At 63.5% G+C, this 20,995-nt stretch carries 18 protein-coding genes and 1 pseudogene; 11 read left to right on the top strand and 8 right to left on the bottom strand.

The annotated features are described in order from the left end of the window. Positions 1-99 precede the first annotated feature (99 nt). Positions 100-750, bottom strand: coding sequence for an SGNH/GDSL hydrolase family protein (locus tag L5014_RS21935; RefSeq protein ID WP_238465843.1), 651 nt, complete (start codon positions 748-750; stop codon positions 100-102). 190 nt (positions 751-940) lie between these two features. On the opposite strand from L5014_RS21935, the gene L5014_RS21940 reads away from it, so the two are divergent. The 7 genes from L5014_RS21940 to L5014_RS21970 all read left to right on the top strand — a co-directional run bounded on the left by L5014_RS21940 (position 941) and on the right by L5014_RS21970 (position 11,995). Further along, the gene (locus tag L5014_RS21940; RefSeq protein ID WP_238465844.1) at positions 941-1,543 is read left to right on the top strand and encodes a TetR/AcrR family transcriptional regulator; all 603 of its coding nucleotides are present in this window, start codon (positions 941-943) and stop codon (positions 1,541-1,543) included. Positions 1,544-1,756: 213 nt separating this feature from the next. Beyond that, positions 1,757-2,440, top strand: a complete 684-nt coding sequence (locus tag L5014_RS21945) for a type 1 glutamine amidotransferase domain-containing protein (protein WP_238465845.1) — start codon at positions 1,757-1,759, stop codon at positions 2,438-2,440. Positions 2,441-2,883: 443 nt separating this feature from the next. Further along, on the top strand, positions 2,884-3,981 hold the full coding sequence (locus L5014_RS21950) for an NADH:flavin oxidoreductase/NADH oxidase (RefSeq protein WP_238465846.1): 1,098 nt from the start codon (positions 2,884-2,886) through the stop codon (positions 3,979-3,981). Positions 3,982-4,038: 57 nt separating this feature from the next. Further along, positions 4,039-4,338: a putative quinol monooxygenase gene (locus L5014_RS21955; RefSeq protein WP_238465847.1), complete on the top strand. Its 300-nt coding sequence runs from the start codon at positions 4,039-4,041 to the stop codon at positions 4,336-4,338. 227 nt (positions 4,339-4,565) lie between these two features. After that, positions 4,566-10,550, top strand: a complete 5,985-nt coding sequence (gene uvrA / locus L5014_RS21960; RefSeq protein WP_274389456.1) for an excinuclease ABC subunit UvrA — start codon at positions 4,566-4,568, stop codon at positions 10,548-10,550. Positions 10,551-10,882: 332 nt separating this feature from the next. Next, a complete protein-coding gene (locus tag L5014_RS21965) occupies positions 10,883-11,113 on the top strand; it encodes an H-NS family nucleoid-associated regulatory protein (RefSeq protein ID WP_035533873.1) in 231 nt (76 codons plus the stop codon). Positions 11,114-11,416: 303 nt separating this feature from the next. After that, positions 11,417-11,995: an NnrU family protein gene (locus L5014_RS21970; protein WP_238465849.1), complete on the top strand. Its 579-nt coding sequence runs from the start codon at positions 11,417-11,419 to the stop codon at positions 11,993-11,995. 88 nt (positions 11,996-12,083) lie between these two features. Here L5014_RS21970 and pcaG read toward each other — a convergent pair whose 3' ends face one another. Both pcaG and pcaH read right to left on the bottom strand, forming a co-directional pair. Further along, positions 12,084-12,674 carry a protocatechuate 3,4-dioxygenase subunit alpha gene (gene pcaG / locus L5014_RS21975; RefSeq protein ID WP_238465892.1) on the bottom strand — a complete coding sequence of 197 codons (591 nt, stop codon included), beginning with the start codon at positions 12,672-12,674 and terminating at the stop codon, positions 12,084-12,086. Next, entirely contained in the window at positions 12,674-13,378 is a 705-nt protein-coding gene (gene pcaH, locus L5014_RS21980; protein ID WP_238465850.1) for a protocatechuate 3,4-dioxygenase subunit beta, read from the bottom strand. The genes pcaG and pcaH overlap by 1 nt, the downstream gene beginning before the upstream one ends. 139 nt (positions 13,379-13,517) lie before the next feature. Here pcaH and pcaQ point away from each other — a divergent pair, with 139 nt between their 5' ends. Beyond that, entirely contained in the window at positions 13,518-14,531 is a 1,014-nt protein-coding gene (gene pcaQ / locus L5014_RS21985; protein ID WP_238465851.1) for a pca operon transcription factor PcaQ, read from the top strand. A 45-nt stretch (positions 14,532-14,576) separates the two neighbouring features. Here pcaQ and L5014_RS21990 read toward each other — a convergent pair whose 3' ends face one another. Then, on the bottom strand, positions 14,577-15,251 hold the full coding sequence (locus L5014_RS21990) for a helix-turn-helix domain-containing protein (protein WP_238465852.1): 675 nt from the start codon (positions 15,249-15,251) through the stop codon (positions 14,577-14,579). A 335-nt stretch (positions 15,252-15,586) separates the two neighbouring features. Here L5014_RS21990 and L5014_RS21995 point away from each other — a divergent pair, with 335 nt between their 5' ends. Both L5014_RS21995 and amaB read left to right on the top strand, forming a co-directional pair. After that, on the top strand, positions 15,587-15,790 hold the full coding sequence (locus tag L5014_RS21995) for a DUF6900 domain-containing protein (protein WP_238465853.1): 204 nt from the start codon (positions 15,587-15,589) through the stop codon (positions 15,788-15,790). A 354-nt stretch (positions 15,791-16,144) separates the two neighbouring features. Further along, positions 16,145-17,644: an L-piperidine-6-carboxylate dehydrogenase gene (amaB, locus tag L5014_RS22000; RefSeq protein ID WP_238465854.1), complete on the top strand. Its 1,500-nt coding sequence runs from the start codon at positions 16,145-16,147 to the stop codon at positions 17,642-17,644. A 215-nt stretch (positions 17,645-17,859) separates the two neighbouring features. Here amaB and L5014_RS22005 read toward each other — a convergent pair whose 3' ends face one another. The 3 genes and pseudogenes from L5014_RS22005 to L5014_RS22015 form a co-directional block, all read right to left on the bottom strand. Then, complete coding sequence (locus L5014_RS22005; protein WP_238465855.1) at positions 17,860-18,366, bottom strand: metal-dependent hydrolase; 507 nt, start codon at positions 18,364-18,366, stop codon at positions 17,860-17,862. Between the two features lie 104 nt (positions 18,367-18,470). Next, a complete protein-coding gene (locus tag L5014_RS22010) occupies positions 18,471-18,824 on the bottom strand; it encodes a sugar ABC transporter ATPase (protein WP_238465856.1) in 354 nt (117 codons plus the stop codon). Positions 18,825-19,003: 179 nt separating this feature from the next. Further along, positions 19,004-19,178, bottom strand: a pseudogene (locus tag L5014_RS22015) (porin); the annotation flags it as partial. A 714-nt stretch (positions 19,179-19,892) separates the two neighbouring features. Here L5014_RS22015 and L5014_RS22020 point away from each other — a divergent pair. Then, entirely contained in the window at positions 19,893-20,429 is a 537-nt protein-coding gene (locus L5014_RS22020) for a hypothetical protein (RefSeq protein ID WP_238465857.1), read from the top strand. A gap of 19 nt (positions 20,430-20,448) precedes the next feature. On the opposite strand, the gene L5014_RS22025 is transcribed toward L5014_RS22020, so the two are convergent. Further along, on the bottom strand, positions 20,449-20,883 hold the full coding sequence (locus L5014_RS22025; RefSeq protein WP_238465858.1) for a hypothetical protein: 435 nt from the start codon (positions 20,881-20,883) through the stop codon (positions 20,449-20,451). Positions 20,884-20,995 lie beyond the last annotated feature (112 nt).

Raw genomic sequence — 20,995 nt, forward strand, 5'->3', positions numbered from 1 at the left:
CTGTTTGCGTCCGGCGCTCGCGTCGGGCGCAACGGTCAGGCAAACGCCGCCTGGGCTTCGGCCCGGCGGCGTTTTTTATTTTGGATCCGCGATTTCGCTTCAGTCGTTGAAGCGCTGCCGCACGATTTGCGCGACCGCCTTGCCGAGCTTGTGGTGCTGATCGGCTTCGTAGTGCACGCCATCCGTGGGGCTGACTTTCACGATTTCCGCTGCGTCGAGAAACGCCGAACCGTATTTCACCGCCACGCGTTCGTAGAGCGGCGCCAGCAGGCGCGATTTGGCCGCGCCGCCCGTGAAGATTTCGCCGAGGAAGCCCACTTCGTCGATCGGCGCCGGCGCGATCAGCAGCACATGCGGCGTCGAGCCGCCAGGGCCGGCACGGCATGCCACGAGCGTTTCGAGCAGCGCGTCGACCGAATTGGCGATGTCGGCGGGCGTGACCGAAAAACGCGCCTTGAGGTCGTTGGTGCCGAGCATGAGCACGACGATGTCGAGCGGCAATTGACTCTCCAGACACGGCCGCAGATACGCGAGGCCGTTCTTGTGATGGCCCGCGATCGGGTCGTCGTGAACCGTGGTGCGCGCCGGCAGGCCTTCTTCTATCACTTGCCACCCGTTGCCGAGCGCCGTGGCCAGCACACCGGGCCAGCGGTCGGCGGGCTCGAAGCGCTCGAGCACGCCGGGCAAGTTGAGCGGCTTGGTGCCGTGGGTATTGGAATCGCCGTAACAGAGCAGGGTGCGTAACGACATGAAAGCCTCTCCAGATGGTGAGTTTCCGATGTGAAACGGCCGGGCAGCGCATGCCGGACAGCGCATGCCGGGCGTCGCATTTCAGGCGGCATTCGCTGCGCAAGGCGCATGCGTGCCGATGAGCAATGACACTACGCTAAACGTGAGATTACTAGACGACTGGTCTATTCGGTCTGTAAGATGGCAACCCATGAACGCAGCGCCAGCCGTTGAAGTGCGGCAACACATCCTCGATACCGCCATGCCCATCTTGCTGGGCAAAGGTTTTTCGGCAGTGGGTCTCAACGAGATTCTTGCCGCCGCACGCGTCCCCAAGGGGTCGTTCTATCACTATTTCGGCTCGAAAGAGGCATTCGGTGAAGCGTTGCTGACCTCGTATTTCACGGAGTACGAGGAACGCCTCGAGGCACAGCTCGCGAATCGAACGGGCACGCCGGCCACACGGCTCATCGGTTATTTCGAAGCGTGGCGCGTGGCGCAATGCGCGGACGGTCCGGACGGCAAGTGCCTCGCAGTGAAGCTTGGCGCGGAAGTGAGCGACCTTTCGGAGCCGATGCGCACAGTCCTGCGCCGCGGGACGGACGAGATTGTCGGGCGCATCGCGGCCTGCATCGAGGAAGGTCGAGCCGACGGGTCGCTCGCGGGCGTGAGCGATGCTGCGGTAACGGCGGCGGCCCTTTACCAACTGTGGCTTGGTGCGACGCTGATGGAGAAGATCCGCCGCGACCGCAGCCCGCTCGACGCTGCGATGGCGACTACGCGGCAGTTGTTGAACCTGCCGCCGGGCGCTTGATCGCATACGATCGACGCCGCCTGGCAACAGAGCCGCAAGGCAGGATTCCAGTGAGCCGGTGCCCCTGAGCGGGCGCCGTGCAGAAACATAGAAGGGCCGCCTGGTGCGGCAAGTGAATAGACGACCGGTCTAATAGCATGTGTTCAGCACGCCATGCCGACCGGTTTCGTAGGGTGCCCAAGCGCCCGGACGTCATCGAAAAGAGGAACACCGATGAAGGTACTGATCGTTTTGACTTCGCACGAAGACCTCGGCAACACGGGCAAGAAGACCGGTTTCTGGCTGGAGGAATTCGCTGCGCCGTACTACGCGTTGCGCGACGCTGGTGCGCAAATCACGCTGGCTTCGCCCAAGGGCGGCCAGCCTCCGCTCGATCCGAAAAGCAGCGACCCCTCGGCCCAGACCGAGGCCACGCGCCGCTTCGATGCCGACGCCGCGGCGCGCGCCGAACTTTCCAATACGAAACGTCTCGCCGACGTCGACGCAAGTGCGTTCGACGCCGTGTTTTACCCCGGTGGCCACGGCCCGCTGTGGGATCTCGCGGAAGATCCGGTCTCGATCGCACTGATCGAGAAGACGATTGCGGCGGGCAAGCCGGTCGCGCTCGTGTGCCATGCGCCGGGCGTGCTGCGTCACGTGAAGGGCGCGGACGGTCGGCCGCTGGCAGCGGGCAAGGCGGTCACGGGTTTTTCGAATAGTGAAGAAGCCGCCGTGCAACTGACCGATGTGGTGCCGTTCCTCGTCGAGGACATGCTCAAGGAAAGCGGCGGCAAGTACACGAAAGCCGCCGACTGGGCGCCGCACGTTGAGATTGACGGGCTGCTCATCACAGGGCAGAACCCGGCTTCGTCGGAACCGGTAGCCCAAGCCCTGCTCGCGGCGCTGCGCAGCAAGTAAGCATGGGCTGGCCGCCGTTTGCGATTCATTGCAGCAGGCGCGGCCAGTCGACCCTCGAGTTTCTTTACCGGATGCCTCGCACGCGAATCGCATCCGGTGGACGCGCCGGTTTGCCGCCAGTTTGCTGGTAGTGGGCCGGCGTTCAATGGATGAAGGCAGCGCGTTCATTGCTGCCGCCGTCCGCCCCTAATCTCCATTTCCTTTCGGCAACGCCAGACATTTTGTGTTTGGCCGCGGTCCGGCTGTGATTTTGCAGCGTATGGCCACTCGTTTGGCCAGCAGTTTGCTACCAGCCGTGCCGCCAGTTGCTGCCGACAGGAAATCCCGATTTTTCATCCCGGCGCAGGCGCTGCGTGTGTTGCGGCTCGCGTCAACCCGTCACCGTCACTAGACCGGAGTCGGCCACTGGAGTGGCAACTTCGATCGACACAGGAGAGCACTAGATGTCCGCATTGTTCGAACCGTTCAAGCTAAAGGGCGCAACCCTGCGCAACCGCATCGCCGTTCCGCCGATGTGCCAGTACATGGCCGTCGACGGCATGGTCAACGACTGGCATCACGCCCACTATGCGCAAATCGCGCGTGGCGGCGCAGGCCTCGTGATCGTCGAGGCCACGGCGGTTTCGCCGGAAGGCCGTATCACGCCGGGCTGCACGGGCATATGGAACGACGAGCAGGCCAAGGCCTTTGCTCCGACGGTCGCGGCCATCAAGGCGGCCGGCGCGGTGCCGGGCATCCAGATCGCGCACGCGGGCCGCAAGGCGAGCGCGAACCGTCCGTGGGAAGGCGACGACCATATCGCCGAAGGCGATGCGCGCGGCTGGCAGACGATCGCGCCGTCCGCGATCGAGTTCGGCGCGCATCTGCCGAAAGTGCCGCGCGCGATGACGCTCGACGACATCGCACGCGTGCGCGAAGACTTCGTTGCGGCGGCCAGGCGTGCGCTCGACGCCGGGTTCGAATGGCTCGAACTGCACTTTGCGCATGGCTATCTCGGCCAGAGTTTCTTTTCGGAGCATTCGAACCAGCGCAATGACGCCTATGGCGGCAGCCTCGAAAACCGCAGCCGTTTCCTTCTGGAAACGCTGGCCGCGGTGCGCAAGGTCTGGCCGGAGCACCTGCCGCTGACCGCACGCTTCGGCGTAATCGAATACGATGGCCGCGACGAGCAGACGCTCGCCGAGTCGATCGAACTGGCCAAGGGCTTCAAGCGGGAAGGGCTCGACATGCTGAGCGTGAGCGTGGGTTTCTCCACGCCGGCTGCACGGGTTCCCTGGGCGCCGGCCTTTCTCGCGCCGATCGCGCAGAAGGTGCGCCGCGCGGCGGGTCTGCCGGTGTCGTCGGCATGGGGTATCGGCACGCCGGAACTGGCGGAACGTTGCGTTGCCTCGGAGCAACTGGATCTGGTGATGGTCGGCCGCGCGCATCTCGCGAATCCGCACTGGCCGTACTTCGCCGCGCAAGAGTTGAAGGTCGAGCGCGCCGCATGGACGCTGCCCGCACCTTACGCACATTGGCTCGAGCGCTACAAGGTTGCTTAAGCCGGGCGATGGGCAATATTGTCCATCGGAAATTTCGTTGACGATAAGGAAATATCGATGAGCATTTATCTCTTTGCCAGCATCACGCCGAAGCCTGAGCACGTTGCCGATATCGAGGCGGAACTGCGTCACATGGTGGCGCAAACGCGCAAGGAAGCGGGCAACCGCCGTTACGACCTGCTGCGCCGTGCGGACGGCGCTGCGGGTTTCTACATCTACGAAACCTATGTGGACGAGGCAGCGGTGCAGGCACATCGCGAGAGCGCGCATTACGTGGCGTTTCGCGGCAAGATAGGCGACTGGCTGGCCGAGCCGGTCGACGTCAAGGTGCTGGTGGGCGTGGACATCGCGGCCTGAGACCGCGCATGAAGCTGCGCGTTGCGCGGCGGTCAATTTCCGGGCTCGCCTGAGCCCGGAAATTGATTTGATAGTCCTGTTTTCCCATCCGAACGGACTGGCCGTATAGCCGAATTGCGCCCGGCGTGCTGTATAAATATACAGTAGAATCTCAACCCAGACAGCCCGCACCGGGCTGCGAGCTGCCGGGCCGCGCCGCCCGGCCCCACGCGTTTCATCCAGCCGGAATGCCAGCGCAAGTGAGCGATAACCGATCCATTCGTATCCGCGGTGCCCGCCAGCACAACCTCAAGAACCTCGACCTCGATCTGCACACCGGCCAAATGACGGTCGTGACCGGGCCGTCCGGCTCGGGCAAGTCCAGCCTCGTGTTCGACACCCTTTACGCGGAAGGGCAACGCCGTTACGTCGAAACCTTCAGTGCCTATGCGCGTCAGTTTCTCGACCGCATGGACCGGCCGCAGGTCGATCGCGTCGACGGTGTGCCGCCCGCCATCGCCATCGACCAGACCAATCCCGTGCGCAGCTCGCGCTCCACGGTCGGCACGATGACGGAACTGAACGACCATCTGAAGCTGCTCTACGCACGTGCCGCGAATCTCTTCGACCGCGTGACCGCGCAGCCAGTGCGCCACGACACGCCCGAGACGATCTACGCGGAGTTGCGCTCGCGCACGGCCGCGGACGATCCGCGTCTTGTCGTGACGTTTCCGGTCGAACTGCCTGAGACGACTACCGAAGAGGAAGTCGCGCAATGGCTTTCCGCGAGCGGCTATACGCGCGTGCAGGCGCAGCGCGAAGTGAAAACCGCCGACGGCACGCGCAAGATGCTCGACGTGGTGGCCGATCGCTTCCGCTTGCAGAACGCCGAAAAGAGCCGCGTGATCGAGGCGATCGAGGCGTCGCTCAGGCGCGGCGCCGGACGCGTGAACATTTATGTCGTATCGGAAACTAACGCCGCCGCCGATGTTTCCGATGCGAAACCCGAGCCGCTGATCTGGCGTTTTTCCACCGGCCTCCATTGCCCTGACAGCGATCTGCGCTATGCGGACCCGCAGCCGGCACTGTTCTCGTTCAACTCGGCCTACGGGGCGTGCGAAGCGTGCCGTGGCTTCGGTCGCGTGATCGGCGTCGACTGGGGGCTTGTGATTCCCGACGCGCGCAAGACGCTGCGCGGCGGCGCGATCAAGCCGCTACAGACGCCCGCGTGGAAGGAGTGCCAGGACGACCTGATGCGCTACGCCGCAAAGGCCGGCATCCCGCGCGACACCGCATGGTCGGAACTGACGCAGGAGCAGCGCGACTGGGTGCTCAACGGCACCGCCGACTGGAAGGGCAGCTGGCAAACGCAGTGGTATGGCGTCAAGCGTTTCTTCCAGTATCTGGAGTCGAAGGCGTACAAGATGCACATTCGCGTGCTGCTTTCGAAGTACCGCAGCTACACGCCGTGCGAAACGTGCGGCGGCGCGCGTCTGAAAACGGAGGCGCTGCAATGGCGTCTTGGCACCGAGGAAAACGCCAGCGAAGTGCTCGCGCCCGAGGCGCGATTCATGCCGCAGGGCGTAGCGTGGTCGCGCGCGCAGCTCGAAGCGTTACCCGGTCTCACGCTGCACGACGTCATGCTGCTGCCGATCGAGCGCATCCGCCGTTTCTTCGACAGTCTTTCGTTATCCTCTGCATTGCTCGACGATGCGCTCAAGCTGCTGCTCGCCGAAGTGCGCACGCGGTTGAAGTATCTGTGCGACGTCGGGCTCGGCTATCTCACGCTCGACCGCCAGAGCCGCACGCTTTCGGGCGGCGAGGTGCAGCGCATCAACCTGACCACGGCGCTGGGTACGTCGCTCACGAAGACGCTGTTCGTGCTCGACGAGCCGAGTATCGGCTTGCATCCGCGCGATCTGAACCGCATCGTCGAAGCGATGCAGCGCCTGCGCGACGCGGGCAACACGCTCGTGGTCGTCGAGCATGATCCTTCGGTGATGTTGGCCGCCGACCGTCTGATCGACATGGGGCCCGGCCCCGGCGAGCGGGGCGGCACGATCGTCTACGACGGCACGCCGGACGATATCCGCGCGTCCGGCACCTTGACGGGCGAGTATCTGGGCGGCCACAAGGTCGTCGCCGACGCCTCGCACTGGGCGCGCCGTGCCGTCGATGCGAACACGTCGCGCCTCGTGCTCGAAGGCGCGAGCGAGCATAACCTGCGTGACGTGACGGTGGAGTTCCCGCTGCAGCGGCTCGTCTGCGTGACGGGTGTGTCGGGCTCCGGCAAATCGACGCTCGTACAGGACGTGCTGTATCCGGCGCTCGCGCGGCACCTCGGCAAGGCAACGGAAGCGCCGGGCGTCTATCGCAATCTGAACGGCGCGGAGCAGATCAGCGACGCCGTGTTCGTCGACCAGTCACCCATTGGCAAGACCGCGCGGTCGAACCCGGCCAGCTATGTGGGCGCGTTCGACGAGATTCGCAGGCTGTTCGCCAAGGCGCCGCTTGCGAAGCAGCGCGCCTATACGGCGGGCATGTTCAGCTTCAACTCGGGCGAGGGGCGTTGCCCGACCTGCGGCGGCTCGGGCTTCGAGCACATCGAAATGCAGTTTCTGAGCGACGTCTATCTGCGTTGCCCGGACTGCGACGGCAGCCGCTATCGCCCCGAAGTGCTCGAAGTGAAGATCGAGCGCGGCGGCCGCACGCTTTCGGTTGCCGACGTGCTGGATCTCACCGTCAGCGAAGCAGTGCAGTGCTTCCATGAGGATGCCGAAGTATTGCGCGTAATTCAGCCGATCGTCGACGTGGGTCTCGAATACGTGAAGCTCGGGCAACCCGTGCCCACACTCTCGGGCGGCGAGGCGCAGCGTCTGAAGCTCGCGGGCTATCTCGCGGAAACGGCGCAGGCAAAAGGCAAAGAGAGCAAGGAGAAGGCGGTGGGCGGACGCCTCTTCATGTTCGACGAGCCCACCACAGGCTTGCATTTCGACGACATCGCCAAGCTGATGCGCGCGTTCGGCAAGCTGCTCGCGGGCGGCCACTCGCTGCTCGTGATCGAGCATAACCTTGACGTGATCCGCGCCGCGGACTGGCTGATCGACCTCGGCCCTGAAGGCGGCGATGCGGGCGGCGAGGTGGTGTGCGTGGGCACGCCGGACGACGTGATCGCTTGCCCGCGCTCGCATACGGGCGCGGCGCTCGAACGTTATGAAGCTGCGCTCGGCAACGGCGTCGGGACGCTCGTCGCCGAGGAAGAGGGCATTGCGCTGCAGACGGCGTTGCGCGCGGCGCAGGCACGCCGTGAGATTCAGGGCGAGGACGTGGTGCGTATCGTGAACGCACGCGAGCACAATCTCAAGGCGCTCGACGTCGACATTCCTCACGGCCGATTCAATGTCATTACCGGCGTCTCGGGCTCGGGCAAATCCACGCTCGCGTTCGACATTCTGTTCCATGAGGGCCAGCGCCGTTACCTCGAATCGTTGAATGCCTACGCGCGTTCCATCGTGCAGCCCGCAGGGCGGCCGGAGGTCGATGCGGTCTACGGTATTCCGCCCACGGTTGCCATCGAGCAGCGTCTCTCGCGTGGTGGCCGCAAGAGCACGGTGGCGACCACGTCCGAGGTGTGGCACTTCCTGCGGCTCCTGTATGTGAAGCTCGGCGTGCAGCATTGCGTGCACGACGGCACGCCCGTGACGTCGCAGAGCACCGATGCGATCGTGGCGCAACTGCTGCGCGAGCATCGCGGCCAGCACGTGGGGCTGCTCGCGCCGCTCGTCGTGAATCGCAAGGGCGTATATACGGATCTCGCGAAATGGGCGAAGGCGCGCGGCAATACGCATCTGCGCGTCGATGGCGAATTCGTGCCGGTCGCGCCGTGGCCGAAGCTCGACCGCTTCCGCGAGCACACGATTGAATTGCCGGTCGGCGATCTCGTGATCGAGCCGGAGAGCGAGGCGCAATTGCGTCAGTTGCTTGCCGCGACGCTCGAAGCGGGCAAGGGTGTCGTGCATCTGCTGGTGCCACTCGATGGGCTCGATCATGCGCTTGGCAACGGCAATTCGACTGCGAGCATCGGTGCGGTAAAGGTCCTGTCGACGCGGCGCGCTTGCCCTGTATGCGGCACGAGCTATCCCGAACTCGATCCGCGCATGTTCTCGTATAACAGCAAGCACGGCTGGTGCACGACCTGCGTGGGCACCGGTCTTGCGCTCACGCGCGAGCAGCGCGCGGCCTATGACGATACCGTTCTTGCCGCCGACGATCGTGGCCGTGAACAAACCTTGCCGTCCGAGGAGCAGGAGCCGGATGGCATGGTCGACGAGCCGTGCCCGGATTGCCACGGCACGCGCCTGAATCCCGAGGCACGCGCGGTGACATTCGACGAGCATGCGATCGTCGATGTCGCGCAGTGGACCGTGGCCGAAACGCGTAGCTGGATCGAATCGCTCGAATTGAATGGGCGCGATGCGCAAATCGCGCGCGACGTGGTGAGCGAAATCCGCAGCCGCTTGCAGTTTCTCGAAGAAGTCGGGCTCGGCTATCTGAGCCTCGATCGCGCTGCGCCGAGTCTCTCGGGCGGCGAGGCGCAGCGTATCCGCCTCGCGGCGCAGCTCGGCAGCAATTTGCAGGGCGTTTGCTATGTGCTCGACGAACCGACCATCGGCCTGCATCCGCGCGACAACCAGATCCTGCTCGATGCGCTGCGCAGTCTCGGCGAGAAGGGCAATACGCTAGTCGTCGTCGAGCATGACGAAGACACGATCCGCCGCGCGGATCACATCATCGATATCGGGCCGAGCGCGGGCAAGCGCGGCGGACGCGTGGTCGCGCAGGGCAACGTCGCCGATCTGGCTGCGCAGGCCGATTCCGTCACGGGCCGCTATCTCGCGCATCCGATCGTGCATCCGTTGCAGCCGCGCCGGGAAGTAAAGCCGGCGCGTGCGGGTCGCGAGTCCGTGCCCGAGCAGTGGCTCACGGTGCACGGCGGCAAGCTGCACAACCTGCGCAACGTGACGGCGAACATTCCGCTTGGCCGCCTCGTGGCGATCACGGGCGTGAGCGGCTCGGGCAAGTCGACGCTCGCGCGCGACGTGCTGCTCTCGAATCTGCTCGATGCGGTGGGGCGGTCGGTGCTGTCGTCGCCGGCGGTGCGTCGCGCGCGCAAGGCAGTGAAGGAAAGCGCACCGAGCGCACCGAGCGCGGCCGAGCGCCGCTCGAGCGTGCTGGCGCGCACGAGTGCCAAGCCGAAGCTCGAGGTTTCGCATACGTGGCAGGGCTGCGACTCGATTAGCGGATGGGAAACCATCGACCGCGTGCTCGAAGTCGACCAGACGCCGATCGGAAAAACGCCGCGCTCGTGTCCTGCGACCTACATTGGCGTGTGGGACGCGATTCGCCGTCTTTTTGCCGATACGCTCGAGGCGCGCGCGCGTGGTTATAGCGCGTCGCGTTTCTCGTTCAATACCGGCGATGGCCGCTGTCCCGCGTGCGAAGGCCAAGGCGTGCGCACGATCGGCATGAGCTTCCTTCCCGATGTGAAAGTGCCGTGCGATGTCTGTCACGGCCAGCGTTTCAATCCGGAAACTTTGGCCGTGACGTGGCGCGGCCGGAACATCGGCGAAGTGCTGACGATGGAGATCGACGAGGCCGTGGAGTTCTTCGGCGCGATCACGAACATCGCGCATCCGTTGCAGCTCATGAAGGACGTCGGGCTCGGCTACCTCACGCTCGGCCAGCCGTCGCCGACGCTCTCGGGCGGCGAGGCGCAGCGCATCAAGCTCGTCACGGAGCTCTCCAAGGTGCGCGACGACGTCACGCGGCGCGGCCAGAAGGCGCCGCACACGCTCTACGTGCTCGACGAGCCCACCGTGGGCCTGCACATGGCGGACGTGGCGCGCCTCATTCGCGTGCTGCATCGTCTCGCCGACGCGGGGCATAGCGTGGTCGTGATCGAGCACGACCTCGACGTGATCGCGGAAGCCGACTGGATCATCGACCTCGGTCCCGAGGGCGGTGTGGGAGGCGGCACGATCGTCGGCGCGGCGAATCCGGAAGGGCTCGTGAAGGTGGCGGCGAGCCATACCGGTGTGGCGCTCGGGCCGGTACTCGCGCGCACGGCGAACAGCGTGCAACCGTTGCCGTCTTGCGCAGCGCGCGATGACGGCGCAGGCGAAGCCGCTGCGGACAGCACGCGTGCGGCGAATCGGCGAGCAGCAGCCTCATGAGCGCCTCATAAGCGCCTATAGGTGCGATCGTGCCGGACGCCGGCGAGCGCCCCCGCGCGGGCCTCGCGGGCGTCAAACCGCTTGATCTGGGCGGCTCGCGCAAGGTATCATGGGTTCCGCTTGCAGCAAGTCGCCGTGCACCTTTGCGGCACATTCTGGCGAGTGGAGCAGCGGACCTCAGATCCCCTCCGACCCGGTCGCGGGTTTTGTACCCAGACCACCTCATCAGTGCAGCAGGGCTTCGCGTCATCTGGCGAAGCCTTTGTCTTTTCAGGGCAGACGAATCGATATTGATCGACGCCTCGTCCTTGCGATGCGAGAGGAATTATCCGATGTTCGACCTCGACGGTGAGGCGCGCGAACGGCTCATCCTGTGGATTAAACGCCGCATGGAAGAGTACGACATTACGCTCGAAGATCTTGAATTATCCATTGCCGAAAGTGAACGGCAGCCGATGTACCGGGATGCATATGGCAATACCTGGAATGGGGAGGGCGACATGCCGTCGTGGTTGTTGCGCTACAAGCATGCCGGGCAGGACATAGAGCATTTCCGCTGCTAGTGGTCGTGGGCAAAAACGATACATGGCGTGCCCGGCCTGTGCGGCGCACAATTCGCTGATCCAGCGGACTGGCTGTCGGACTGCTTTAGCCATTTCAGGCAATATTCAGTATCGTTTTAAAAATGCGTTTCGGTGGATATCGCCCATTTAATCAATGGCGCATCGTATTCGCCCGTTCCGGTTTGACCATAAGCGGTTCAAGTGCCTATTTGTCGGAAGATCGTTGATCTTGCCGATTGGCCGCGCCATGCAGTTGCGCAACAATGCCGGCCATTGCGCTTATGCCGTATCCAGGGGGCGAATATGGTGTTACTGGTGGTGGGTCTTGCAATCTTCATTGCCATGCATTTGATTCGCGTCGTAGCCGCGCCCTGGCGCGAGGCGCAGATCGAGCGTTTCGGCATGCCCGCCTGGCGCGGCTTCTTCGCGCTGTTCTCGATTCTCGGCATCGTGCTCATTGTCTCTGGCTACGGGATTGCACGGCGCTATCCCGTTCCAGTCTGGCTCCCGCCGTTCGGCATGGCGCACGTTACTGCGCTTCTGACCGCGATTGCCTTCGTGACGATCGCGGCTGCCTGCGTGCCGGGCAATCACATCAAGCGCGCGTTGGGCCAGCCATTTTTGAGCGGTGTAGCGCTGTGGGCGTTCGCGCATCTGCTCGCCAATGGCACGCTTCACGCCATCGTCCTGTTCGCCGCGCTGCTGGTGTGGGCGCTGATCAAACTGCGCGCGGACCGGCGGCGCGATCGCGAGGCCGGTGTCGTCCATGCGCGGGGCACGCTCGCGCGCGACGTGCTGGTCGTCGTGATCGGGCTCGTCGCGTGGGCGGTATTCGCTTTCTGGCTGCACGGCGTGTTGATCGGCGTGCGCCCGCTCGGCTGACGCGGTCCGAAAAAAAGAAGCCTGCTCGAGGCAGGCTTCATCAAGGTACAACTCGGAGTTCCGCGATCAAATCGCAGCCGTTGCGATGTCACAGATCGAAGAACACCGTTTCGCGTTCGCCCTGCATGCAGATGTCGAAGTGATAGACGATATTGCCGGCCTGCTCGCTGCGGCGCGCGACCAGCGTGTTGCGACGCGCTTCGGGTACCGAGGCGAGCACCGGGTCGGCGGCATTCGCAGCGGCTTCGTCGTCGAAATAGATGCGCGTGAACGTGTGCGTGAGCATCCCGCGCATCATGACGATCACGTTGATGTGCGGTGCTTCGTCCGCATGCTCGCGGCCCGGCTTCACCGTGCGCACGATGAAGCGCTGCTCCGGATCCGTGCCGGTGCCTACGCGTGCGAAGCCGCGAAAACCGGTTTCTGCCACCTGCGTGCGCGACGCGGGGTATTGGCCATTGGCGTCGACTTGCGAGAACTCCAGCATGGCGTCGAAGACCGGTTTGCCATCGCCGTCGATCACACGGCCCATCAGCGTGATGTGTTCACCGGGCGTTTGCGTGCCCGCCATCTCGGGCGTGAAAAGGCTCTTGAAATCGAAGTCGTATTGCTGCGGGCACAGACCGTAAGCGAAGTACGGGCCGACGGTTTGCGAAGGCGTTTCTTTGAGTGCCATGATCAACGCTCCATGGGAGTCTGGTTCGGGCCGCGCAGCACGATGTCAAATTCGTAGCCGAGCGCATAGCCTTCTTCGGTGGTGTCGAGCGAAAAGCGCGAGACCATGCGATCGCGCGCCTGTTCGGGCGTGCCCTGGAAGATCGGGTCGTCGGCGAGCAGCGGATCGCCGGGGAAATACATCTGGGTGACGAGGCGCGAGCCGAAGTAGTCGCCGAACAGCGAGAAGTGAATATGATTCGGCCGCCACGCGTTGGGATGATTGCCCCACGGGTACGCGCCCGGCTTGATCGTGAGGAAACGATAACGGCCTTCGTTGTCGGTCAGGCAGCGCCCCGCGCCCAGGAAATTAGGATCGAGCGGCGCATCGTGCTGGTCCTGCTTATGGACATAGCGCCCCGCTGCGTTGGCCTGCCAGATTTCAACGAGCGTATTGCGCACCGGCTTGCCGCCGTCGTCCAGCACGCGGCCCGTGACGATGATGCGCTCGCCGAGCGGTTCGCCATTACGCGCCGCATTGCGCGTGAGATCGTGGTCCAGCGCGCCGAGATCTTCCGCGCCGTACACGGGCACATGCAGATTGCGCAATTTTTCCTTTAGTGGAATCAGCGGAAGGGTGGGGCCGCGTTTGACCGACGAGCGATACGGCGGATGGACATACGCCGGATGCGAGTCGAAATCGCGCGGCGACAGGATGGACTCGTCCATGTGGGTGTCTCCTGGCAGGATTGTGAGAGGAAGGTGCGCTTTCGCGGCGGACGGTCGCAGCGCGCGCATGCAGCCACTTTATCCAAGGCGAAAAGTTATGCAAAATGACGTTTTCTCGCGTCTCGTATAACCAAACGTTATGCAAAACCGGCTTGCGGACTCACGCGTCAAATTTCGCCATCTCCAGTGCTTTCTCGCGGTTGCGCAGTTCGGCAGCGTGCAGCAGGCGGCCGAGAGCCTTTCGATTACGCAGCCCGCGGTGTCCAAGACGATCGCCGAGCTGGAGTCGGCGCTTGGCGTGAAGCTGTTTGAGCGCGGACGGCACGGGGCAGTGCCCACGCGGGAGGGGCAGCTTTTCATGCCGCACGCGAGCGCGTGCGTGAGCGCGCTGCGCCAGGGCGTTGCGCTGCTTGCGCGCGAAGAGGGCGCGGTGGCGGCAACGCTCGACATTGGTGTGTTGCCGACGGTGGCGACGGCGCTCGTGCCCGCTGCGCTGCGGCGCTTCGCCGGCGAGTGGCCGCGCGTGAGCGTGCGGCTCATGACGGCAGCCAATGCGGAATTGCTCGAGCGCCTGAAAGCGGGGGCGATCAGTTTCGCGGTCGGGCGGCTTGCGGATCCGGAACGCATGGTGGGCCTGAGCTTCGAGCAGCTCTACAACGAACCGCTGGCGGTGGTCGTGCGCTCGGGGCATCCGCTCATGCAGGAGGCGGGAGCGGCGCTGCCGCTTGCCCAATTCCCCACACAGTTTCCGCTTGTGCTGCCGCCGTTCGGGACGCTGATTCGTCAGGCCGCGGACGGTCTGCTGGCCGCGTGGGGCGCACCTCCGCTTACCTCGTTCGTCGAATTGCTTTCGGTTTCGGTGGGGCGTGCCCTCGCGCTCGAAAACGACGCGGTCTGGTTCGTGCCGTCCGGGGCCGTCGAATACGATTTGCGCCAGGGAACGCTAGTGCGGCTGCCGCTGCCGAGCGCGGGCGGCGAGGAGCCCGTCGGCCTGATTCAGCGCACCGATACGCAGCCGACGGCCGCTGGGCGCGCATTGATCAATGCGGTGAGAGAGGTGGCGCGCGAACGCGGCGCGGCAGCGCATACGAAACCGGCGGTGCGGCGTGGGCGCCACCGTCCGGGTGCCGTCAGCGGGACTAAGCGGGACTAAGGGCGACGCCCAGACTCCGCCAAGGGCCGATAAAGCGCTTGCGCCTCAGGCTGCCGAAAGTTTCTTTTTGGAACGGGCTGGCTTGGTGGGGGGCGCAGGCGGTTCGGCGGCTTCGAATGCGCCGGGCACCGCAGCGCCCGTTGACATCCAGAGCACCAGCGCGTCTTCCTTGCTGGTGGAAACGGCGAAGTGGCCGGTGCGGCTGTCGAAGTAGAGGCTGTCGCCGGTTGCGAGATGCGTGGGGGTGTAGAGCTCGGTGTGCAGGCACACGCTGCCGCTGATGACGTAGATGAATTCTTCGCCCTCGTGCCGTCCCCAGTCCTCGAACGCGTCCACCGAATGGGCCGTGATGCGCACGAGAAACGGCAGCATGGCCTTGTGCGCGAGCTCCGTGGCGAGCAACTCCATCTCGTAGCCGCGATACGCGTGCGGCTTGCCCGCGCCGCGCCGCGTAAGCGCGCGCCGGCCGCCGAAGTCGAGCTTCGGTGTCGAGCCGAACAGTTCGCCCAGATCGATCTTCAGGCCGGCAACGATTTTCTGGAGCACGTCGAAGGTGGGCGACATCAGCCCGTTTTCGATCTTGGAAAGCGTGGAGCGCGACACGCTGCACACCTGGCTCGCGTGTTCGAGCGTCAGGTCGAGGGCAAGGCGGGCGGCGCGGACGCGGCGGCCGAGGTCTGTGGTCGACGAAGCCGCCGATTGCGTGAGCGTGGTGTCCATGAGTGGTGAGAAGCGGGAGCAAGTGTTCTGGCACGTTTCCGATCATAGCAAACTGACGCTTTTAGGAAACATCGGCCAGATGGCTAACGTTTGCTGTCTGAATGGCGGCGCCACCCTAGCTTGGAAGATCGTATTGCTTCGATTCAAACCGTTCAGGGAACCGAATTAACTATCTTTAAAGATTGCCATGGATCTTGTCGGCGTAGCAAAGGTCTTTCAAAGAGTAAGAATTTGAATAGAGCCTCGATATGCGTCGCGGAGTCACGCGACGAACCGTATGGCGATCCTTGCTATTTGATTTGACGACATCGATCAAGTCTGGACTGGAGAAGAAAATGCGCGACGAACGTCTTGAACTGTTGTTGGCCATATCGAGAAGAACGCTCGGTATCGAACGCTTCGAGTTGACTGGCATCCAGACCGCGGACTGCCACCTGGTCAGTGCGGAAGACATTGGCCGTGCGCTTGAGTCCGCGTATGACGCAGGACTGATCGTCGGCAGACGCGTTGGCTATGCCGAATGCATGGAACAGTCCTGAGTGATCCTGCGTTACAGCGCACTGGCGCGAACGGCAGCGCCAGGCGCAATTTCCCGCACGTTTCCGGCCTTGCCGAATTACGCACGGCATTTCGCCAAATCATTTGCTTCGACCCAATCTCCAATCATTTCCCGGTTGGCCACCATGCTGGCGGCTCGATGTTTCCGATAGGAAATTATAGTTGTCGGGCTTCCGCATGACGTGATAACGGGACGCAATTGCGGTGCTCTGCTCGCCAGCCCCCCGTCAAAAGGCGTTGCGGGCGCGTCGTCTGCTCCGGCTTGCTGCGCCAACTTCCCCCGTGTATAGTCGGTTCACCAGAGTTTGTTTCTTATCGGAAATAAAGGATCGGTCATGGACGCAGCACGCATTCTTGCCGACCTCGGCATTTCAGAAGAAGCCGGGTCGGGTGACATCGAGGTGAGATCGCCGATATCCGGCGAGTTGATCGGGCGGGTGGCAAGCCAGTCTGCGGCCGACGTCGACGCGGCGCTCGCTCGCGCGCAGGCGGCGTTTCTCCAGTGGCGTAATGTGCCGGCGCCGCGCCGCGGCGAACTGGTGCGCCTGCTGGGCGAGCGGCTGCGGGCGCGGAAAGAGGCGCTCGGGAACCTGGTGTCGCTGGAGGCCGGGAAGATCCTTCAAGAAGGGCTGGGTGAAGTCCAGGAGATGATCGACATCTGCGACTTCGCCGTTGGCCTGTCGCGGCAGCTCTATGGTCTGACCATTGCGTCGGAGCGCCTGGGGCACCGCATGGCGGAGAACTGGCATCCGATGGGCGTGTGCGCCATCATCTCCGCGTTCAATTTCCCCGTCGCGGTGTGGTCCTGGAACGCGGCGCTCGCGCTCGTCTGCGGCGATCCTGTGATCTGGAAACCCTCGGAAAAAACGCCGCTCACCGCGCTGGCCGTGCAGAAAATCATGGGCGATGCGCTGCTTGCGTTCGGCGACGCGCCACAGGGGCTCGTTTCGCTCGTGGTGGGCGGGCGCGATGTCGGCGCGAAACTCGTGGCCGACCCACGGGCTGCCATCGTCAGCGCCACCGGCAGCACGGAAATGGGCCGCTCGGTTGGCGTGGCCGTCGCTCAGCGTTTCGGACGCGCGATCCTCGAACTCGGCGGCAACAACGCAGGTATTGTGACGCCGAGCGCCGACCGCGAACTGGCCTTGCGCGCGATCCTGTTTTCCGCGGTGGGCACGGCCGGGCAGCGCTGCACGTCGCTACGGCGCCTGTTCGTGCACGAAAGCATCCACGACGCGACACTCGAGCGGCTCAAGCAACTCTACGCAAAAGTTCCGATCGGAAACCCGCTTACGTCAGGCACCTTGATGGGGCCGCTCATCGACGCTCACGCGTTCGAGTGCATGCAGGCCGCGCTGGAGCGCGCGCGATCCGAAGGCGGCGTCGTCACGGGCGGCGAGCGCGTTGCTGTCGACGGTTTGCCGAACGGCTATTACGTTCGGCCCGCGCTGGTCGAGATGCCGGCGCAAAGCGCGATTGTCCTCAAAGAAACGTTCGCGCCGATTCTCTACGTCATGAAGTATCGCGATTTCGGCGAAGCCGTCGCGGCGAACAATGCGGCGGCACACGGTTTGTCTTCATGCGTATTTACAACGGATCTACGTGAGGCAGAGCGTTTCCTTTCGGCATCGGGCAGCGATTGCGGTATCTCTAACGTCAATATCGGGCCGAGCGGCGCCGAAATCGGCGGCGCATTCGGCGGCGAGAAAGAAACGGGCGGTGGCCGCGAATCAGGTTCGGATGCATGGAAGGGCTACATGCGGCGCGCGACCAACACGGTCAATTATTCGTCGGCGCTGCCGCTCGCGCAGGGCATCGATTTTTCGCTCGATTGATCGTCCCATCTCGGGCGACTGCGCCGCGCCATGCGCAGTCGCCCGCTCCGAAGTCTCGGCACCCGCATCAGGCAATCATGCGTCGTACAGGCAGGATCCAGGCGATACGCCAATTTATTCTGGATTGCAGATTAAATCGCGCGGTGCGACCCATGCTCATGAACTGACTAGCCCATCCCCGCGATCACGCACCGGGGATGTGTTCGTTGGGAGCGTCAGGCGAGCCGGCGTAGCGGTTCGAGCGACCAGCCGTGCGGCACGCCATGTACGGCGAAGAACCACGCGGCAACCCACGAAGCCGCCACGACGATCAGATCGCATCGGCCGCTGCGCCACAGGTTCAACGAGTGGCGCCGCACGATCCAGGGCACGCCGAGGGGATTCGGCCAGTCCGCGAACAAATGGATTAGCCCGCCACACGCGAAGCCGAATGCCGGCGCGGCAACGGCCAGGTGTCCCAATCCGCGATACGACCACCACAGCAAGGCAATCCAGCCGACGCCCCAATGCGTGAAGGTCCGATGGGTGATCCAGAGCCGGCGCTTCTTTCGCCACCACGCAACTTCCAGCCAGTCGGGCGCGGTGCCGCCGGCCACGCCCGCAATGAACGCCAGTGCGGCATAGAGATGCCAGGGACTGTCCGCCCCTGCACGCGTGACGATTGCAGCGGCGATGACGCCGGCGGCCCAGCCGGTGGCGTGATGTGCGGTCCCTGATGCCATGAAGCGGTGTAGTGCAAAGTCGAAAGAGGGCGCAATCTTCGCAGATGCGACGTCTTCGTGACAGGGGGGGGACGCGCAGAATTTTGTGCGCGCTATTCGAGGCCTCAGGTCGTGCAGCGCGCCACGTAGAAGCGCAGTTCTTCCTCGGGCGGATCGTTCGAGCTGGACGCGCCGTGCGTCACGCGAATCACCGATCCGTTACCGTTCGGCGTGAGCGTGACGAAGTACGATGCGTTCGAGCGCGACCCAACCGTGAGTTCAGTGGCGTTGCCGGAGTGCGATTCATGCGCGCGCGGCAGGCGGCTTCTGAGGCAGCTCGCGATTGACGATGGCGGTCGTGCAGAAGACGCGTAGACCATTGCGTTGCCATCGGAGGCGGTGCTGGGCGGCGACGATCCACAGGCCGCGACGAGTGCGAGCGGCAGGGCGGCGACGAGGCGTTGCGTGAGGATATTCATGACATGGGCGTCGTAGCGAATGCAGGGTGAAAAGCAACGCGCGATGCGCTGCGGCGAACGTGCTCATGAGTATATGCACGTGTCTGACAGTGCAGGGTCACACAGAAGTAAAAAGATGCAACAGAGAAGGCGCTACATGCCGAGGCTCGCAGCTCCTTGCGATGGCTCTACTGTAGTTCGTACTTGGCGGCATGCTTGATCGAAAACGACTGCGCGAAGTTATCGTTGTCGAACGGGTGACCGGCCAGGTTGTTGCCGTAGCCGAGGCCCGCTTCCGAAAGCGGCGCCAGGTACTGGTTCATCGAGTCCGGGCGAGCCATACAGGGTTACGCTGCTTTGCGCGTGTGCGCTCATTGCAAATGCCCCGAGAACGCCTGCGACGATAAAGGTTTTTTCATGTTTATAACGCCGGACTGTACTTGGGAATCTCACGAGGAACGATTGCTGCGGTTCCTTTGGTCTGTGCAATACGTTTTCAGAACTGGAATGGCCGTATTGATTTTATAAGCTCCTGCCTGGAAAGGTTTTTTCTGAATGGTTAAGAGGCGCGACAAAGCGCCAATTCGAGACCATGTTGTGTGCGTGCGACGTTCGTAACTGGCTTATTGGGCGTGCACAAGCGCCAGAACGACCTTTATTGCAGGATATTTCGGCTGGTTTGTGAAAGGCACTGTTCCGGTTTGTGATGTCTATAAATGTGCATTCTGGAGTTACAATTTGCTCAGCCCTCGACCAAGGGTGGTCTTTTTCATCTTTATACGCGGCTCTCGGGCCGCGTTTTTTTTTGACTATCGTTATACGGACGCTTCTAGTTAAATTTCAGGCGTGAAAGACAGTATTGCGAAAAGTGGCGCTGGACATGGTGCCGCATTTGAACCTGCGTGCGTCGCGACCTTTTTTAAAAGGCCGCTTTAAAGGGTCGATCAAATCGCAATCCCGGCGATTGGTGGCGAGATGAAAATGGCCTCGGAAGGAGGGTGCGACCGCTGGTTGGGCGCTTGCGGTTAAAATTCTGCCCCTGCCCGTGACGTAACGCGGCAGTCTTCGCAGAACCCGATGGAAACCGCCATGACCGATTCTTCGCCCGCCGTCTCTTCCGCAGACACTTCCGAGGATACTTTTCAGGATCCGGGCGCCGACTCGTCCGAAGTGATCCAGGACCCCCGCCTGTGGCACAAGGACGGCTGGATGGCGCGCGTCATCAAGAACGAGGACGACGACGGCTGGGCCGTCGAAATGATCAAGGACGGCGAGCCGGAGCCCGCGCTGGTCGGCCCGTGGACCATGGGCCGCGACAAGAAAAATCCGAAGCCGCTCGACACCTCGGCGTTCAATACGCTCGTGAAAACCGCGTCCGAAGTCTTGCGCCGCCACGAGCAGCAATTGCATGCGATGCTGCACAAGCGCGTGGGCCTGCGCACCGGCGACGGCGACATCGACGTGACCCTCGATATCGTGCCCGACGAATACGAGCCCTATGCGGTGCTCACGGCACTCGACGCGTTTGGCGAGCAGATCGCGCAGGTGCGCGTCGCGCCCACCTTCAAGCTGACCAAGGCGCGCGCCGAATCGTGGGCCGAAGGCGGCTTCGGCCGCATCGATTGACGTAAGGCGAGCGGGGCGCTCAGTCCTGCTGGCAGAAAATTGCGGTCAGCAGCGGCCCGGCATGATAGACGATGGCGGTGTTGCCAACCGCGTCGAGCGCCGCTTGCACCCTGCCTTGCGTGGCCACGACCACCGCGCCATACGCCGACCGGGCGATCGGCTTGCCGCTGCCGGTCTGGAAGAGCGGGTCGTTTTGCTGGAAGCCCACGATCGCGAACACGTTGAAGCCGTAGGCAGTCAGTTGCTGGCCGTGCGCCGGCCAGAACGCGTTGATCGAATTGCTTTCGACCTTCATGGGCTTGGCGTCGATCAGCTTCTGGTCGATGAGTCCCGAGATGAAGTCGTGTGCCGATTCCTTGCAGGTCAGCGAATCGTCGAGCGCTGCGGCATGGCCGGTGAGCGGTACGAACGACAGCGCCCCGAGCAGAAAAGCAGCAAAAGTAAGACGTTTCATTGAAATTCTGGCGAGTAGGCTGCGCTGATGCCCGGCATTCCCATGCGATGCCCGGGGGCCGGAGCGAAGGGTTGCACTCTACGCGGGTTCGGGCGAACTTGCTGCCGGCGCC

This window comes from Paraburkholderia tagetis, from assembly GCF_022213065.1.
Lineage (GTDB): Bacteria > Pseudomonadota > Gammaproteobacteria > Burkholderiales > Burkholderiaceae > Paraburkholderia > Paraburkholderia tagetis.

Coding starts and splice junctions, on each gene's coding strand:
- L5014_RS21935 (WP_238465843.1), bottom strand. CDS start 750: ATGTCGTTACGCACCCTGCTCTGTTACGGCGATTCCAATACCCACGGC.
- L5014_RS21940 (WP_238465844.1), top strand. CDS start 941: ATGAACGCAGCGCCAGCCGTTGAAGTGCGGCAACACATCCTCGATACC.
- L5014_RS21945 (WP_238465845.1), top strand. CDS start 1,757: ATGAAGGTACTGATCGTTTTGACTTCGCACGAAGACCTCGGCAACACG.
- L5014_RS21950 (WP_238465846.1), top strand. CDS start 2,884: ATGTCCGCATTGTTCGAACCGTTCAAGCTAAAGGGCGCAACCCTGCGC.
- L5014_RS21955 (WP_238465847.1), top strand. CDS start 4,039: ATGAGCATTTATCTCTTTGCCAGCATCACGCCGAAGCCTGAGCACGTT.
- uvrA (WP_274389456.1), top strand. CDS start 4,566: ATGCCAGCGCAAGTGAGCGATAACCGATCCATTCGTATCCGCGGTGCC.
- L5014_RS21965 (WP_035533873.1), top strand. CDS start 10,883: ATGTTCGACCTCGACGGTGAGGCGCGCGAACGGCTCATCCTGTGGATT.
- L5014_RS21970 (WP_238465849.1), top strand. CDS start 11,417: ATGGTGTTACTGGTGGTGGGTCTTGCAATCTTCATTGCCATGCATTTG.
- pcaH (WP_238465850.1), bottom strand. CDS start 13,378: ATGGACGAGTCCATCCTGTCGCCGCGCGATTTCGACTCGCATCCGGCG.
- pcaQ (WP_238465851.1), top strand. CDS start 13,518: ATGCAAAACCGGCTTGCGGACTCACGCGTCAAATTTCGCCATCTCCAG.
- L5014_RS21990 (WP_238465852.1), bottom strand. CDS start 15,251: ATGGACACCACGCTCACGCAATCGGCGGCTTCGTCGACCACAGACCTC.
- L5014_RS21995 (WP_238465853.1), top strand. CDS start 15,587: ATGCGCGACGAACGTCTTGAACTGTTGTTGGCCATATCGAGAAGAACG.
- amaB (WP_238465854.1), top strand. CDS start 16,145: ATGGACGCAGCACGCATTCTTGCCGACCTCGGCATTTCAGAAGAAGCC.
- L5014_RS22005 (WP_238465855.1), bottom strand. CDS start 18,366: ATGGCATCAGGGACCGCACATCACGCCACCGGCTGGGCCGCCGGCGTC.
- L5014_RS22010 (WP_238465856.1), bottom strand. CDS start 18,824: ATGAATATCCTCACGCAACGCCTCGTCGCCGCCCTGCCGCTCGCACTC.
- L5014_RS22020 (WP_238465857.1), top strand. CDS start 19,893: ATGACCGATTCTTCGCCCGCCGTCTCTTCCGCAGACACTTCCGAGGAT.
- L5014_RS22025 (WP_238465858.1), bottom strand. CDS start 20,883: ATGAAACGTCTTACTTTTGCTGCTTTTCTGCTCGGGGCGCTGTCGTTC.